Source organism: Tenacibaculum amylolyticum (genome assembly GCF_964511145.1).
Taxonomy (GTDB): Bacteria; Bacteroidota; Bacteroidia; order Flavobacteriales; family Flavobacteriaceae; genus Polaribacter; species Polaribacter amylolyticum.
Genome location: NZ_CAZEFZ010000019.1, coordinates 17,952 through 33,619 on the forward strand (window position 1 = coordinate 17,952; position 15,668 = coordinate 33,619).

Annotated in this window: 17 protein-coding genes; 14 read left to right on the forward strand and 3 right to left on the reverse strand. The window is 30.1% G+C overall.

From position 1 onward, the window contains the following. Position 1 precedes the first annotated feature (1 nt). Genes ACKTTC_RS07625 through ACKTTC_RS07635 form a run of 3 tightly spaced genes read right to left on the reverse strand, consistent with a single transcriptional unit; the run spans position 2 to position 2,912 of the window. Positions 2-739 carry a LytR/AlgR family response regulator transcription factor gene (locus tag ACKTTC_RS07625; protein WP_408039214.1) on the reverse strand — a complete coding sequence of 246 codons (738 nt, stop codon included), beginning with the start codon at positions 737-739 and terminating at the stop codon, positions 2-4. A 4-nt stretch (positions 740-743) separates the two neighbouring features. Next, positions 744-2,447 carry a tetratricopeptide repeat-containing sensor histidine kinase gene (locus ACKTTC_RS07630; protein ID WP_408039215.1) on the reverse strand — a complete coding sequence of 568 codons (1,704 nt, stop codon included), beginning with the start codon at positions 2,445-2,447 and terminating at the stop codon, positions 744-746. A gap of 6 nt (positions 2,448-2,453) precedes the next feature. Then, a complete protein-coding gene (locus ACKTTC_RS07635) occupies positions 2,454-2,912 on the reverse strand; it encodes a hypothetical protein (RefSeq protein WP_408039216.1) in 459 nt (152 codons plus the stop codon). 300 nt (positions 2,913-3,212) lie between these two features. Between ACKTTC_RS07635 and ACKTTC_RS07640 the strand changes: the two genes are divergently transcribed. The 14 genes from ACKTTC_RS07640 to ACKTTC_RS07705 all read left to right on the forward strand — a co-directional run bounded on the left by ACKTTC_RS07640 (position 3,213) and on the right by ACKTTC_RS07705 (position 15,633). Next, the gene (locus ACKTTC_RS07640; RefSeq protein WP_408039217.1) at positions 3,213-3,902 is read left to right on the forward strand and encodes a hypothetical protein; all 690 of its coding nucleotides are present in this window, start codon (positions 3,213-3,215) and stop codon (positions 3,900-3,902) included. Positions 3,903-4,084: 182 nt separating this feature from the next. After that, positions 4,085-5,641 carry a protein adenylyltransferase SelO gene (locus ACKTTC_RS07645; protein WP_408039218.1) on the forward strand — a complete coding sequence of 519 codons (1,557 nt, stop codon included), beginning with the start codon at positions 4,085-4,087 and terminating at the stop codon, positions 5,639-5,641. Positions 5,642-5,910: 269 nt separating this feature from the next. After that, a complete protein-coding gene (locus tag ACKTTC_RS07650) occupies positions 5,911-7,383 on the forward strand; it encodes a pyridoxal phosphate-dependent decarboxylase family protein (protein WP_408039219.1) in 1,473 nt (490 codons plus the stop codon). A gap of 1 nt (position 7,384) precedes the next feature. Beyond that, positions 7,385-8,233, forward strand: coding sequence for a bifunctional transcriptional activator/DNA repair enzyme AdaA (locus ACKTTC_RS07655; RefSeq protein ID WP_408039220.1), 849 nt, complete (start codon positions 7,385-7,387; stop codon positions 8,231-8,233). A 140-nt stretch (positions 8,234-8,373) separates the two neighbouring features. Next, positions 8,374-8,607, forward strand: coding sequence for a thioredoxin family protein (locus ACKTTC_RS07660; protein ID WP_408039221.1), 234 nt, complete (start codon positions 8,374-8,376; stop codon positions 8,605-8,607). A gap of 65 nt (positions 8,608-8,672) precedes the next feature. After that, the gene (locus ACKTTC_RS07665; RefSeq protein WP_408039222.1) at positions 8,673-9,398 is read left to right on the forward strand and encodes a hypothetical protein; all 726 of its coding nucleotides are present in this window, start codon (positions 8,673-8,675) and stop codon (positions 9,396-9,398) included. Between the two features lie 2 nt (positions 9,399-9,400). Continuing rightward, positions 9,401-9,664 carry a DUF2024 family protein gene (locus ACKTTC_RS07670; protein WP_408039223.1) on the forward strand — a complete coding sequence of 88 codons (264 nt, stop codon included), beginning with the start codon at positions 9,401-9,403 and terminating at the stop codon, positions 9,662-9,664. 55 nt (positions 9,665-9,719) lie between these two features. Continuing rightward, on the forward strand, positions 9,720-10,325 hold the full coding sequence (locus tag ACKTTC_RS07675; protein WP_408039224.1) for a MarR family winged helix-turn-helix transcriptional regulator: 606 nt from the start codon (positions 9,720-9,722) through the stop codon (positions 10,323-10,325). Positions 10,326-10,424: 99 nt separating this feature from the next. Further along, a complete protein-coding gene (locus ACKTTC_RS07680) occupies positions 10,425-11,300 on the forward strand; it encodes an alpha/beta fold hydrolase (RefSeq protein WP_408039225.1) in 876 nt (291 codons plus the stop codon). Next, positions 11,290-11,784, forward strand: coding sequence for an RNA polymerase sigma factor (locus ACKTTC_RS07685; RefSeq protein WP_408039242.1), 495 nt, complete (start codon positions 11,290-11,292; stop codon positions 11,782-11,784). Before ACKTTC_RS07680 ends, ACKTTC_RS07685 begins: the two co-directional genes overlap by 11 nt. 2 nt (positions 11,785-11,786) lie before the next feature. Then, complete coding sequence (locus ACKTTC_RS07690) at positions 11,787-12,362, forward strand: hypothetical protein (RefSeq protein ID WP_408039226.1); 576 nt, start codon at positions 11,787-11,789, stop codon at positions 12,360-12,362. Positions 12,363-12,475: 113 nt separating this feature from the next. Continuing rightward, on the forward strand, positions 12,476-13,447 hold the full coding sequence (locus ACKTTC_RS07695) for a hypothetical protein (RefSeq protein WP_408039227.1): 972 nt from the start codon (positions 12,476-12,478) through the stop codon (positions 13,445-13,447). Between the two features lie 111 nt (positions 13,448-13,558). Continuing rightward, a complete protein-coding gene (locus ACKTTC_RS07700) occupies positions 13,559-14,452 on the forward strand; it encodes a mechanosensitive ion channel family protein (protein ID WP_408039228.1) in 894 nt (297 codons plus the stop codon). A 146-nt stretch (positions 14,453-14,598) separates the two neighbouring features. Beyond that, on the forward strand, positions 14,599-15,633 hold the full coding sequence (locus ACKTTC_RS07705; protein ID WP_408039229.1) for an L-dopachrome tautomerase-related protein: 1,035 nt from the start codon (positions 14,599-14,601) through the stop codon (positions 15,631-15,633). Positions 15,634-15,668 lie beyond the last annotated feature (35 nt).

Genomic DNA, 15,668 nt, shown 5'->3' on the forward strand with positions numbered 1-15,668 from the left:
TTCATGTAAAAATATTTAAGCCCTCTTTCATTTCTTTTTTAATCCGTTGACTTATGGGAACAACTGCATTGTTTTTAAGAATGATAGCACAATCTACTATGTCTATTCTATGAATCAAATTCTTGTTTACTAAAAATTTTCTGTGCGTTTTAAAAAATGTATCTGGAAACTCCTTTGAAAAACTGGTTAAGCTTTTTTGAATTAGAAATTTGGATTCTTCCATATGAATATGACAATACTTATCATCGGCTTCTAAATAATAAATTTCATCTTTAGAAATCTTGAATAATGAGTCTTTCTTTTTAATAAATAAATCTTCATTTATAGGTATTACTCCATTTTCTTTAGTAGATAATTCGCCATACTGATTTGCAAACTTTTCTAGAGCTAACTCAATATTCACTTTAATTACAAAAGCATCTACAGGTTTTGGTAAATAATTATACGCATTAGAGTTTTTAATTCCTTTAAATGTCTCCCGATCTTTAGCATTTGTTAGAAACAAAATAGGAATCGCTTTATTTTTATTAATATAATTCGCAAAGTCAATTCCTTCACGTTTGTCATTAATAAAAATATCAAGAACTACTACATCTGGCATATGTAAATGATACAATCCTACCGCTTCTACATAGTTAGTTGCTACTCCAATAACCTCATATTCTTCGGTTAGAATTTCTTCTAATAACTCTCCTTCTTCAGTATGGTCTTCTAAAATTAAAATCTTTATTTTCTTCATTTCCTTATGCTATAATTTTATGAGGCATTGATATAGACACAATAGTTCCTCCTTTTGGATTATTTTTTATACGAATTGCTCCATTATTTATATCAATCATAGATTTTACTAAATGCAAGCCTAAACCTGAACTTTTTCTACCTTCAGTATCTTTTTGGGCCTTTTTCCCATGAAGATCAAACAAGGTTTTTAAAACAGTTTCAGAAATTCCAACTCCTGAGTCTTGAATATTTATTTCAAAAAATGTCGCTGTTATTTTACCCGATATTGAGATCTTTCCTCCTTTTGGTGTAAACTTTATTGCATTATCTAAACAGTTTCTAATTGCAATCTTAAAAAGTTCTGAATCTCCAAAAATCAATATTGCATTTAAATTGCTAATAGTTAATTCAATCTTCTTTTCCTCAATTAATGATTTGTATTGATGCGCTATTTGTTTTATTACTGGTAATAATGGAAACCAATCTTTATGTACATGTAATAAATTAGACTCGCTTAATGCCCAATTCAATAAATTATCTAACAAAAAACTTAATGAATCTATAATAGATACAGCTTTCTTGTCTATAGTAATTTTATCATCTATAGTTTTAGAAGCACTAATTCTAAACTTTTGTTTTAAGAGAGCAACTGGACTTCTTAAATCATGTGCCACAATGCTAAAAATCTGACTTTTTAGCTCATTTGCTTCTTTTAATTTTTTATTTAATTTCTGATTTTCTCTATACTGCTCTTTTAACTTCTTATAGAATAAAAACGTAGTTAATAACAATAAGAAAACAGCAATCGAAACTATAATAAATACATTACGTTGTGCGGTTCTTTTATCTGTTTCGGCTTGTTTTTTAGCCACATTAAAAGTTTCTTTTTGCTGTGCTATTTGCCAAATTGTATTTTCTTTTTGAATCGTATCTTTTATTGCACTGTATTCTTTTAAATATTTTACAGCATTTTCATGTTCTTTTAAAGCTTCAGAAACAATATATAAGTTATGTGTTATATCTTTTTTTAACGTAAGGTTTTTCAACAATTTACTTACAGTATAAGCTGAATCGAAATATTGTTGTGCTTTTTCATCTTTATACTGTTCAAAATATAAATTCCCTAGATTAGAGTATACTCTTGCAAATGCTATAGAATCTTTTGCTTTTTTATAAATCGCTAATAAAGAAAGATACGATACTTCTGCTTTATCAAATTTTTTCTTGGATAAGTTTAAAAATGCTAAACTTTCATATACTTCATTTTTTAATTTATACGGAAGTTTTTTTTGATGCAATATTCTTTCGCAATAAAAAGTAGCTGAATCGTAATTTTTTCTTTCATAAAAATCTGCTAAGCTTTTTAATTGAATTAAATGAAAAACTGTATCATTTTTAAACACAGCATCTCTAAAACATTTCTCAGACTCTTTATACAGTTTTAACCGAAAGAAGAGATATCCTTGTAACATCTTTTTTAATGGTGAAGATGTTTTCTGATCTTTTAATAAATAATAGTTTACTTTCTTATAATCTTTATTAGAGAATGTTATATGTGCATTATGCCAAGCATGTTCTGGTATATCTGATAAAATTCCAGCATTGCGCTCTTCTTTATTTTGACAATAACTACACTTTTCAGAAAAAAAATCATCTATGTATGTAGTTTGTGCATAGCTGTAAGACCAAAAAAGAAAAAATAATAGACTAATTCTTAGGACAAACACAACAGATTATTTGAGTCCTCCTAAACTATCTCCTCCTCCAGGCGGGATTACAACGGTACCACGTGTAGGTTCATTAGCATTTGCTGGAGCAAAATCTACTCTAACCTCCACTCTTTTAATTGTAAAAGGTCCTGTTGCTTCCATGTCAGGAGAACATGTAATAGACCATAAAGATTGTTTCTCTGCGTTAATATTTGTTTTTTTATCTACAGTAACTTCTAAATAAATAACAGCTTCACTATTTTCTTCATTTGTGAATTCGTAAGTAGCTTTTAAACCAATATTCTCTTCAGATGTAATAGTACTACTTTCAAAAAAAACAGCGATATATATATAGTTATCATTTGGGAGTTCCGTTATTCTTACAAAAGGTCCTACAGAAATATGATTATTTATAATAATAGGATTTCCACTACTATTCAGTTTTACAATCTTTAAGGTATCTAATGGTAAAGGCAAGTTCATATTTGGTGTTTTTATAATTTCGGGGTTCCTAGCAAGATACCATTTTGTTAGAAAATTAACAATAGAAACCTCTGATTCTTAATTTGAATATCGTTTACACTTCTTTTTAATTCGTTTACGAAATCATATTTACCGTCTACTGATATCTTCATTTTAAAAAACACTAAAAACAATAATTTTAATTCCGGAAATCAACTAATAACGTTATCAATTCTTTTCTAAAAAGTAGAGATCAGCAACTATTAAAAACGAGGTGAATCCCGAAAAACCTCACGAGTAGGGAAAATCAAATTTTAAAAAATGGAAAATTTAATACTAACTGAAAATTCAATTAATATAGAGGAAGCTATACAAAACTCATCAGCTTCTTCAGTAACAGCTATTACAGACGTGCAAATCATTCAAAGAAATGAATTAAGAATAAAAATTAGACGTCCTAGTACTGGTACAGGAATAAAATACGGAGGAATTGTTTATGTTTTTGATGAAGAAACAGGACAAAAAATCACAGAGACTAAAGTTCCAGGTAGTGAACCTGAACTATGGGCTACTATTAAAGACAATAAATTAGATTTTGATGAAAAATCTTATGTTATTGGCTATGGTCCAAACAATACAGATCAAAGTATAAATGCAACAGCAGCTACTGTAAGAGTTGACTCTGGAGATATTTTTGATTTTAACAGTAGTAGATGTTATAAATTAAATGTTAGAAACAATCGTGTTACAGCTAAATATAGAGTTCCAAATGATTTTGCTAATGTAAAATCTATGAGAATTTATTTAGTAGAAGGAAATGAGCTTAAAGATAGTAATCATGCAGTAGCAGGAGTTATCTATAAGTTTTCTTCTTCCTCTCCTAATCAAGGCACTATTCATTTAAATTTTCCTAAAGGAAAAGAACTTACCGTTGGTAAAACATATACTCTATGCTTAAATGTATATAGTTGGACACGTGAAATTGCAGGGCAATATTTCACCTTCTATTAAAATATTATCTAAAAAATTTAAACCTCAAACAAATAAGTTTGAGGTTTTTCATTTGTTACCTATCCTATAGTAAATTTGCAGTGAATTATAGTCGTTATTTTTGAAAGATTTTAGACATAATTACGACCAATACAGTAATACTTCTTGAAAGTATTTTAACACTATAAATAATTGTGAAACAAATGAAAATCAATAATAAAGACACATTCAATAAAGAACTACCAGCAGATAAAAATTTAGAAAATACGAGAAGGCAAGTATACAATGCTTGCTTCTCTTATGTTACGCCTAAAAAGACTGCAAAGCCTCAGCTACTTCACGTTTCTGAGGAGATGTTAGCAAACATTGGGTTATCAAAGGGAGATAGTACTTCAAAAGAATTTTTAAACCTTTTTACAGGAAATACTGTTTTAGAAGGAACACATCCATATGCCATGTGTTATGGTGGACATCAATTTGGAAACTGGGCTGGTCAATTAGGAGACGGACGAGCTATTAATTTATTTGAAGTAGTACATAACGATAAACGTTGGACATTACAATTAAAAGGAGCAGGAGAAACTCCATATTCTAGAAGAGCAGATGGTTTGGCTGTACTTCGTTCATCTATTCGCGAGCATTTATGTAGTGAAGCAATGCATCATTTAGGAATACCCACTACTCGATCTTTATCTTTATCCTTAACAGGAGATCAAGTTTTAAGAGATATTATGTACAACGGAAATGCTGCTTACGAAAAAGGAGCCGTTGTATGTAGAGTTGCTCCAAGTTTTATTCGCTTTGGTAATTTTGAAATTTTCGCAGCCAGAGAAGATAAAGAAACTTTACAAGCATTAGCAGATTATACTATCAAACATTTTTATCCTGAAATTACTTCTGAAGGAAAACAAAAATATCTTGATTTTTTAAGTAGTGTTCGAGATAATACTATAAAAATGATTGTAGATTGGCAAAGAGTTGGTTTTGTTCACGGAGTAATGAATACCGACAACATGTCTATTTTAGGATTGACTATAGATTATGGTCCTTATGGTTGGTTGGAAGATTTTGATTACGAATGGACTCCTAATACAACAGATGCACAGCACAGAAGGTATAGATATGGAAATCAGCCATACATTGGAATGTGGAATTTATACAAACTTGCCAATGCCTTGTATGCTTTAGTAGAAGAAGTCGAACCTTTACAAGCCATTCTAGAAGAATATGAGAAATTATATCTGCAAGCATACAGAACAATGATGAAACAAAAGTTAGGCTTAAATACTGATGAAAATTATGTTTCTTTAATTTCTGAGTTAGAACAAACATTGCAGATAACAGAAATAGATTATACTATTTTCTTCCGTAACCTTTCTAAAGTATTAAGCAAAGACACTTCTGAAGAAGCCTTTGCTAAAATTAAGGATGCTTTTTATGTTACTAATACTGAAGAAGCTTTAGAAAAATGGAATAATTGGTTTACTAATTATCTAACTGCAATTCAGAAAGAAGACATTGATGATGCTTTGCGTGCTGAAAAAATGAACTTAGTAAATCCTAAATATGTCTTACGAAATTATATGGCACAGTTAGCTATAGATGATGCAGACAAAGGAAATTATGAATTAATTAAGGAGTTACACGAGTTACTAAAAGAACCTTACGCTGAGCAACCATCACAAGAAAAGTGGTTTGCTAAAAGACCAGATTGGGCTAAACACAAAGTAGGTTGTTCTATGTTATCATGTAGTTCATAATGCTAACAATAATTTTTAACTAAATAAAAGTAGCACACCTCTTATATCATTTATAGGAGGTATTTTGTTTTTATACTAATTATAAAAAATATTAATTTTAACGTGGAACTTACTTATAAAAACAGTGTCACTTCGAGCGAAATTATTTTCCATTAATACTTATAAAATCACTCGAACTTATAAAAATACGTATCCGAGATTCACATTAATTAAAAAAAGACAGCAAGAATCGGGTTGTCTCCACTTTCTATTAAAATTAATATTGCCACATGAAGACAAAAAAACTAGAAGACATTCATGGTTTAACACCTCATAACTGGGAAGAAATAAAAAACTTAGGTTATGAAATGGTTGATGATATGGTTTCGTATCTACAAAACATACAAGAACAACCTAGTTGGAAAGAAATACCTCAAAACGTAAAACTTCATTTTGAAGAAGATATTCCCCAAAACCCTCAAAATCCAAAAAGTGTTTATCAAGAATTTAAAGAATTCATTTTACCTTTTCCTAAAGGAAATATACATCCTAGATTCTGGGCTTGGGTGCAAGGAACTGGGACAATAACAGCTGCTTTTAGTGAAATGCTAGCAACCACAATGAACCCCAATGTTACGATTGGAGAACATGCTGCTATGTATGTAGACAAACAAGTCGTAAAATGGTGTAAACAAATGCTTAATTATCCAGAAACTGCATCTGGAATATTGTTAAGCGGTGGGTCTATGGCTAATATTACGGGACTAACTGTTGCTAGAAATTTTCATAATCCATCTGTAAGAGCATACGGAATTCAGCATCATAAAAAACAAATGGTTTTGTATTGTTCTGAAGAAACACATAGCTGTATTACTAAAGCAGCTGAAATCATTGGACTTGGAAATAAATCTGTTCGGAAGATTATAACGAACGAACATTTTCAAATGGATATTAATGAGCTTAAAAAGCAAATAGCTTTAGATCTGCAAGCAGGCTTTCAACCATTTTGCATTGTTGCTACTACCGGTACCGTTAATACTGGAGCAATAGATCCATTAAAGGAGATTTATGAACTATGCAAAACATTCAACTTATGGTTTCATATAGATGGTGCTTATGGTGCATTGGCTAAATTAGATCCAAAATTTACAGAACAACTAGCATATATTGAAAAAGCAGATAGTGTTGCTTTTGATTTACATAAATGGTTACATATTCCATATGAACTCGGTTGTTTACTCGTTAAAAATGCTGAAGCGCATAGAGCTTCTTTTGCGATTACTCCTAATTACCTTTTACAAACAAAAAGAGGATTAGCTGGTGGACTAGACTCAATTAACAATTATGGCTTTGAACTATCTAGAGGTTTTAAAGCGCTAAAAGTTTGGATGAATTTAAAAGAATACGGAATTCATAAATATGCGGCTTTAATTGCAAAAAATAATGAGCAAGCGCAATATTTAGGTAAACTAGTTTCAGGTTCTAAACAACTAAAATTACTTACACCAGTAACTATGAGTATTGTTTGTTTCCAATTCATACATAAGCAGGCTAACATTCAAACTATAAACAAATTAAACGAAGAAATAATTATCCGATTACAAGAGCAAGGAATTGCTTCACCTTCGTCTACTATATTAAAAGGGAATTACTGCATCAGAGTTTGTATCGTTAATCATAAAACCAAGAAAAATGATTTAGATGAATTATTTTTATGGGTAATTAAAATTGGAAATCAAATAGTAAAAGAAATAGGTTTATAAAATGTCGATAGCTAATAAGGAATTCCATTACGATAAAATTGCGAAAGCTATTGCTTACATTGACGCTAATTTTAAAGATCAACCCTCTTTAAATGAAATTGCAGAACATTTAGGTTTAAGTCCTTTCCATTTTCAACGTTTGTTTAAAGACTGGGTAGGTATCAGTCCTAAAAAGTATTTAAAATTTATCAGCTCAAATTATGCGAAATCTTTATTAAAAGAATCTAATTTGACCTTACTAGATACAGCTTATGAAACGGGTTTATCTGGAACAAGTAGGTTACATGATTTATTTATCTCAATGGAAGGAATGACACCTGGTGAATATAAAAACGGAGGCGTTAATTTAATTATAAATTATTCGTTTGCTACTAGCTCTTTTGGCAATTTAATTGTGGCCTCAACAACTAAAGGTATTTGTCATTTAGCGTTTGTTGAAGATCATCAAAGTGCATTTACAATTTTACAAGCTAAATTCCCTAAAGCTAGCTTTCATCAAAATTCAGATAAATTTCAGCAAGATGCTTTGTATATTTTTCAAAACGATTGGAAACAATTGAATGAAATAAAACTACATTTAAAGGGAACAGAATTTCAATTAAAAGTATGGGAAGCATTATTATCAATACCTTATGGAAAAGTTTCCACCTATGGAACTATTGCCCAAATAATTGATCGTCCGAAAGCATCAAGAGCAGTAGGCACTGCTATTGGAAACAATCCTATTGCTTATTTAATCCCTTGTCATAGAGTAATTCAAAAAAATGGAAACATTGGCGGTTATCGTTGGAACCCTATTCGAAAAAAAGTCATCATAGGTTGGGAAGCCTCGAAAACAAAGGCTAAATAAATAAAAAAAGACTTCCAAAACACACTCCATATTATATCTTATCTGTAAAAAAATTCAATAAAATTTTATTTAGTTAGGAATCCTTACTATATTTGTATCGCAATAATGCATAAACAAATTTAAAGTCAATACATATTATTATGAGCAAATCAATTTTTTACCACGCAGGATGTCCAGTTTGTATTAGTGCTGAACATGATATTGTTAATTTAATCGGATCAGAAAATGTTGAAATCGTTCACATAGGAGAAGATCGTAACAGAATTGCTGAAGCAGAAGCGGCAGGAGTAACCTCAGTACCAGCATTAGTAACACCAAACGGTAATACATTACATATTAATTTTGGTGCCTCAATGGCAGATGTAAAAGGATAATTTTTTAATCAAAATAGTTAGGATTCCTACCTTAAAGGGTTCTAACTATTTTAAAAACAAAAAATATGAAAACTATTATAACAATATTTACGACAACACTTTTATTATGTACTACTGTATCTTGTGCTCAAAAAAGTGAATACAAAAATGAAGACTTCAACATTAAAAATGTTCAAGTAACAAATCATAAAGACTTAGGAATTACTGTTTGGGAAATAGCTGTTAATGGTACTGCAGGAAAAACAGTTCCAAAAAAAGCAGGGCAATTAGATGGTGCACCAGTATTAGGTTATGTATTTCCTACTACCTTACAACCTACAGATGTTGGTTTTAATCAAACAGATGGTATTTTAGCACTTGCGCTAACATCACATCCAGATTTTGATGATACTCCACTTTGGGATGAAAACAATGACCAAAAATACGATAACGATGGTGTTATTTGGCATCCGCATTGGGTAGTATTACATAAAGATGAAAGAGTTGCTGGCGGACTTTCTGTAAAACAATTCAAAAAAGCAGATAAAACTGTAGTGTTACCGCCTACAAATCCTGGAATGCCAATGTACATGGATTCTCCAGGTTACCCTATAACAACTCATAAACATACTATAAAAGTTGTTGTTCCAAATTACAGAATGAACAATAAAATTGATTTTAATTATGATGGTGTAGCTGCATTCATGCAAGTGAACACAAGTAATCCTAGCTTACCAATGTTAGGTGTATATGACGTTTATAGCGTAGCTAGTGGCAACTTATCATTACCTTATAAAGTTAAAAAACAATAAATATGAAAGTATCAGTTTGGGATACCTATGTGAGGAGAGAAGACGGAAAGTTGATGCATTTTGATATTCTAGTGCCAGATCATATCACAGATGAAAATACTGTATTTGATTTTGGTACAGAATATCTAAAAACAAAACCGTTTGAAACGTTGAAATTAACAGCAAAAGAATGCCGTCTTTGCCATATTGAACAAGCAACTGATGAAATGGTTGCTGCTATCCAAAATAATGGATTTGCAATTATAGAAATGGAAAACTGTAATTAAGTTAATTAGGATTACTAACTTTGCCTGTCTAATAAATTCGGACAGGCTTTTTTTTATGAACGAGAGTACATTCAACCCAGAAGAACAACAAAAAGATATTTCGAGCAAAATTGTTGCAGGATTAGAGCGCGTTTCAGAAGTATTTAAAAAACTACTCTGGGATAAAGCCAAACTTGTTGGTTTAAGCCCTATACAAATTCAAATACTCATCTTTATAGCATTTCATAAACGAGAACTATGTAATGTCAGCCATCTTGCAAAAGAGTTTAATGTAACTAAACCAACAATTAGCGATGCAATTAGAGTTTTAAATAAAAAAGAACTCATTAACAAAGACTACTCTTCTTCAGACAATAGAAGTTATACCATCATTTTATCCGATAAAGGAAATGCTATTGTAAATGATACACATGACTTTTCAAATCCTTTAAAAACACAAATAGATAACTTCGATAAAACCGAAAAAGAAAGTTTATTCGAAACATTAAGCACACTTATTTATAAGTTAAATAAAAGTGGAATTCTTACAGTGCAAAGAACTTGTTTTGGATGTAAATACTATCAAAAACATGCAAAAGTTCATTTCTGTAATTTATTAAACAAAGAATTACAATCTTCTGAAATAAGATTAGATTGCCCTGAATATGAGGAAAAGGCGTAACTAATTTTAGACTAAAAAAGTTTTTTACACAAAAAATTAAAAAAGTGTAATAAATTATTTCCTTGCTAATCTAAAGAGTAAATCACAAAAATATTTACGATGAAAAAATTAGCATTCTTACTTATTCTTCTTTTTATTCAAACACAATTTTATAGTCAAACAAAAGAATTTTCTTTTCATGTTGAAATAAAAGGAAAAGGGAGACCTATTGTTTTAATTCCTGGGTTGGCTTCTTCTGGTAAAGTATGGGAACAAACTACAAAGACTTTAGAGAAAAATTATGAATGCCACATCTTAACCTTACCAGGTTTTGCAAATCAAACTCCTATTACACTAAACAAAGGATTTCTACCTGTAATAAAAGATGAAATCATAAAATATATTCAAACTAATTTCCATCAAAAACCAATACTAATAGGGCACAGTTTAGGTGGTTTTCTATCACTTTCTATAGCTAGTTCAAATCCTGATTTATTAAAAGAAATTGTTATTGTAGATTCATATCCTTTTATGGCTGCTGCTTATAATCCAAATGCTACAGAAGAAAATGTAATATCGCAAGCAAACATGATGAAAAAAATGTTGCTCAATACTCCTGAAAAGCAATTTTTGCAGCAACAAAAAAATACAATGGCAACCATGATTACAGATAGCACAAAAATTAAAGTAGCTACAAAATGGTCTCTTATATCAGACAGAAAAACCATTGCTCAGGCAATGTATGAACTTATGACTACAGACTTAAGAAAGGATATAGAGAAGGTGAAAATTCCTATTCTTGTACTTGGTAGTTGGTATGGAGGAAAAAACTATGGAGTAACAAAAGAAATGGTATTGAAAAACTATAAACAACAATTTTCGAAAGCTGAAAATGTAACAATAACAATTGCTAATACAGCAAAACACTTTATTATGTGGGACGAACCTAAATGGTTTATAAATTCTGTAAAATCGTTTATCAATGATGCACAATAAAGAAGATTATTTTAAGCAGGTGTACGCAACATCTAAAAATAAAATTTATCGACTCTGTCTGGGCTTCATGGGTAATGCAAATGATGCCGATGATTTATTTCAAGAGGTCTTAATAAAGGTATGGAATAACTTAAATTCATTTAGACAAGAAAGTAGTATAGAAACATGGATGTATCGTATTACCACTAATACCGCTCTTTTAACATTGAATAGGAAAAATAAACTACAACAGAAAAAGACCGCTTATCAAACGGATTTTCCTCATCAAGAACTTGGAGAAGTACAAGCGACTGATACAGAACAGGAAGTAAAAAAACTCTACGCTGCTATTTCTTCTCTTAAAGAAATGGATCGAATAATTATTGGACTAGTATTAGAAAATTGTAGCTACACAGACATTGCTAATATCACTGGACTTACAACTTCTAATGTTGGTGTCAGAATTAATAGGATTAAAAAAACATTAACTAAAAAGCTTACATAATAATGGAAAAAGAATTCACACAATGGCAAAACCTTTGGAAGCAAAAAGCAGCTTCTCCTTTAGATATAGAAAAACTAATTGATAGTTTAAATCAAATGGAGAAAAAAGGAAAATTAGAACGCATCATACTATTAATTGCTATAATAGGTACGTTTGTACTTTTAGCAATTTTATTACCAATTCTTTCTAATTTCTATTATGCCACATCATTTTCTTTAATTGGATTTGGAATGTTACTAATACTTTTTCAAGTATATAAAAGTAAACTTCCGGTTATTCAAAATAATATTGAATTAACAAATCATGCATACGTACAGACATTGATTAAAAAATTAACTCGTAAAATGCGCATAACTTCAATTTATATGTGGATATATACTTTTCTTTTAATATCTGGAATGAACATTGGTTATATAGAAATTTTACAAAATTTTGAAGCAACCTTTTCCATAAAAGTACTAGTGCATCTGCTACTTTCAAGTGTACTACTCTTCGGAATGTATTATAGCATTCAAAAAAGAAAACAAAAAAATACTGCTGAAATTGCTCCACTGATACAACTATTAGAAAGTTTATAACATTCTGAGAGTACATATCCATCTCAACGATTCAATAAAGGTTTATAAAAGAAATGCTAAAATTTGTAACAGAACCTTTATTGAATCGTTCTAACATCTAAAATTATTCTAGAATGCGTAGCATATTTATCTTAACCTTTATAATCTTCTCTCAATTTTCTTTTGCACAAAACGCAGAAAAAGAAAACCTCAACGACAACAAAATGCTCATTATCAAAAAAAATCCTAAAAAAGGATTTTATAATGATTACATTTTATTTGTCCCTAAAGAAACACCTACGCAACAAAAAACCTTTTTACTTGTAGAACCTAATAATACTGGTAAAACATCTGATAGTATCGAAGTTCATAAAAAATATGCGATAGAATTAGCGTCAGTTAGCTCTGTAGGAAACAATATTGCTACCATGTTAAAAATACCATTATTAGTACCAATATTTCCGAGACCAGCATCGCAACCTTTACTATATACTCATGCTTTAGACAGTGATGTAATAACAAACAGCTCTCCTACATTAAAACGACTAGACTTGCAATTATTGGCAATGATAAAAGATGCTAAACAACAGTTGAATAAAATGAACATTCAGGTTCATGAAAAAATATTTATGAATGGTTTTTCGGCTTCTGCAACATTTACAAATCGTTTTTCATTTATACATCCTACAACTATACAAGCATTAGCAATTGGAGGTTTTAATGGTGAATTAATGTTACCTATGAAAAAGATAAATGGTATCCAACTTAATTACCCTATTGGAACTGCTGATTTCAATAGTTTATTTAAAAAACAATTTGATAGTAGTACATACAAAGATATTCCACAATTTATCTACATGGGTAAATTAGATAATAATGATGCTGTTCAATTTGATGATGCTTACACAAAAAATGAACGTGCAGTTATTAATAATAACATTGGTAAAACTGTACTTAAGAGGTATTTAAAATGCCAAGATTTATATCACGAAAATAATATTCATCCAATTTTTAAAACATACGAAGATGTAGGGCATTGGACAACCTCTGAGGTTAATTTTGAAGTTATCAAATTCTTCTTTAACCAAATGCAAAAAAATAAGTAAACGTAATTTCAAATTACGATAAGGAAAAATTAATAACAACATACTTTACAGTACTTTTCTATTCTTAGTATTTTACTAACTTTACAGCTAAGAAAATAGCTTATACTATACATGGATAGCATAAAAGACACAAGAGACTTATTAGATAAGTGGCAACACTCCATATTTAATTATTTGCCAAAAATAGTTTTAGCTATCATAATACTCGTTGTTTTTTATTTTATAGCTAAGTTTTTTAGAAATGCTGGATTAAAATTCTACACCAAAATATTTAAGAAGCAACAACACGATATAGCAAAAGTTATATCTACTGGAATTTACTTTTTCTTTCTATTATCTGGTGTATTTTTAGCATTAGAAGTTTTAGGTTTGGAAGGTGTTCTTTCAAAACTATTAGCAGGAGCTGGAATTGTAGGTATTGTTGCTGGTTTTGCTTTTAAAGATATTGCATCAAATGCTTTTGCTGGCTTTTTACTAAACATGCAACGACCATTTAAAGATGGAGATTGGGTAGAACTCAATGGTACTTTTGGAACAATTAAAGATATTAGTTGGATTACTACTTCTGTAAAAACTATTGCTGGACAAGAAGTGTTTGTCCCAAATCAAATTATATATAACAGTTCTTTTACCAATTACTCTACTTTTGGAAAACGACGTGTAATTCTAAAAACTGGTGTTTCTTATGGAGATGATCTAGCACTCGTAAAAAAAGTTTCTTTAGAAGAAGCTAGTAAAATAACTGGACTTCTAAAAAAAGAAGGAATTGACTTTTATTTTACAGATATTGGCGATTCTACTTATAATTTCGAATTACGTTTTTGGATAAAATTTACGCATCAAACAGATTATTTAAACGCAAAAAATGATATTATTATGCGTATTAAGAGTCGTTTTGAGCAAGAGGATATCTCTATTGCCTATGCAGTAACAACTTTAGATTTTGCTGTTAAAGGTGGCGTTAATTTATTCGATCAGCCTATTCAAATACAACAATCAAAATAACACATCTTAATTAGCATACTCCAATTATTTTTTATGCTGATTTTTTTTCAGATTTCTAATGCTGTTTTGTAAATAGTACTTCAAGTATTTTAAGTAATTTTACATTATAAATTATTTCCTTTAATAAAATCAAAAAACACAGTTGTATGAAGAAACTAATAGCTATTGTAGCTCTAACGGTTTTAATGAGTTGTGCTAACAAAAAAGACAGAAAAATTATTGAGGTTGCCGCTTTTACTGGACAACAGATTACTGGTGTAACGGTAAGTCAAAATGGAAGAATTTTCGCTAACTTCCCTAGATGGAGAAAAGGTGTTACCAATGCTGTTGTAGCTGTAGGTGAAAAAGGGAAAGCGATGCCATATCCTAATACTGAATGGAATTCATGGAAAATAGGAAATCCTGTCAGTGATTCTTTATTTGTCGCAGTACAATCTGTAGTTGCCGCTAAAGATAAATTATATGTTATCGATACTCGCAACCCAGAATTTAAAGGAGTGATAAACAATCCTAGAATCTTTGTTTTTGATCTAACAACAAATCAGTTGGCAAAAACATATGTTTTACCTGAAGACGCTTATCATAAAGATTCGTATATAAATGATATTCGTATCGATTTAAAAAATGGAACGGCTTATATGACAGATTCTGGTCATGCAGGTTTAGTTGTATTAGATTTAAACTCTGGTAATTTTAAACGTGTATTAGATAATCATTCTTCAACATTGGCTGAAGTAGATCACTTAAACTTTAATGGTACTTCTTGGAATAATACCGTTCACTCAGATGGAATCGCTTTAGATCCAAAAAGAGAATTACTCTATTATCATGCTTTAACTGGATATAACTTATACGCTGTTCCTACAAACACATTAATTAATGGGACTGAAGAACAGATTCAGGCTAGTGTTCAACTTATTAAAAAAACACCTGCTCCAGACGGAATGATTTTCGATAGCAATAACAATTTATATTTAGCCGATTTAGAAAAAAATGGAATTGTTCAACTAAATGTTGCTACTGGGGAAATGAATGTCTTTGCACAAGGAGAAAAAGTAAAATGGGCCGATACCTTTAGTATTTATGACAATGAATTATACTATACGAACTCAAGAATAAATGAAATAACAGGACCAATAAACAATATGGTCTTTACTATAAATAAAATACAGTTAGATTAAAAAAAGTGGTGCTCGAAAAATTCGAGCACCACTTT

Bases quoted from the DNA above. Each gene is read 5' to 3' on its own strand.
- ACKTTC_RS07625 (WP_408039214.1), bottom strand. From the start codon at position 739: ATGAAGAAAATAAAGATTTTAATTTTAGAAGACCATACTGAAGAAGGA.
- ACKTTC_RS07635 (WP_408039216.1), bottom strand. From the start codon at position 2,912: ATGAACTTGCCTTTACCATTAGATACCTTAAAGATTGTAAAACTGAAT.
- ACKTTC_RS07640 (WP_408039217.1), top strand. From the start codon at position 3,213: ATGGAAAATTTAATACTAACTGAAAATTCAATTAATATAGAGGAAGCT.
- ACKTTC_RS07645 (WP_408039218.1), top strand. From the start codon at position 4,085: ATGAAAATCAATAATAAAGACACATTCAATAAAGAACTACCAGCAGAT.
- ACKTTC_RS07650 (WP_408039219.1), top strand. From the start codon at position 5,911: ATGAAGACAAAAAAACTAGAAGACATTCATGGTTTAACACCTCATAAC.
- ACKTTC_RS07655 (WP_408039220.1), top strand. From the start codon at position 7,385: ATGTCGATAGCTAATAAGGAATTCCATTACGATAAAATTGCGAAAGCT.
- ACKTTC_RS07660 (WP_408039221.1), top strand. From the start codon at position 8,374: ATGAGCAAATCAATTTTTTACCACGCAGGATGTCCAGTTTGTATTAGT.
- ACKTTC_RS07665 (WP_408039222.1), top strand. From the start codon at position 8,673: ATGAAAACTATTATAACAATATTTACGACAACACTTTTATTATGTACT.
- ACKTTC_RS07670 (WP_408039223.1), top strand. From the start codon at position 9,401: ATGAAAGTATCAGTTTGGGATACCTATGTGAGGAGAGAAGACGGAAAG.
- ACKTTC_RS07675 (WP_408039224.1), top strand. From the start codon at position 9,720: ATGAACGAGAGTACATTCAACCCAGAAGAACAACAAAAAGATATTTCG.
- ACKTTC_RS07680 (WP_408039225.1), top strand. From the start codon at position 10,425: ATGAAAAAATTAGCATTCTTACTTATTCTTCTTTTTATTCAAACACAA.
- ACKTTC_RS07685 (WP_408039242.1), top strand. From the start codon at position 11,290: ATGCACAATAAAGAAGATTATTTTAAGCAGGTGTACGCAACATCTAAA.
- ACKTTC_RS07690 (WP_408039226.1), top strand. From the start codon at position 11,787: ATGGAAAAAGAATTCACACAATGGCAAAACCTTTGGAAGCAAAAAGCA.
- ACKTTC_RS07695 (WP_408039227.1), top strand. From the start codon at position 12,476: ATGCGTAGCATATTTATCTTAACCTTTATAATCTTCTCTCAATTTTCT.
- ACKTTC_RS07700 (WP_408039228.1), top strand. From the start codon at position 13,559: ATGGATAGCATAAAAGACACAAGAGACTTATTAGATAAGTGGCAACAC.
- ACKTTC_RS07705 (WP_408039229.1), top strand. From the start codon at position 14,599: ATGAAGAAACTAATAGCTATTGTAGCTCTAACGGTTTTAATGAGTTGT.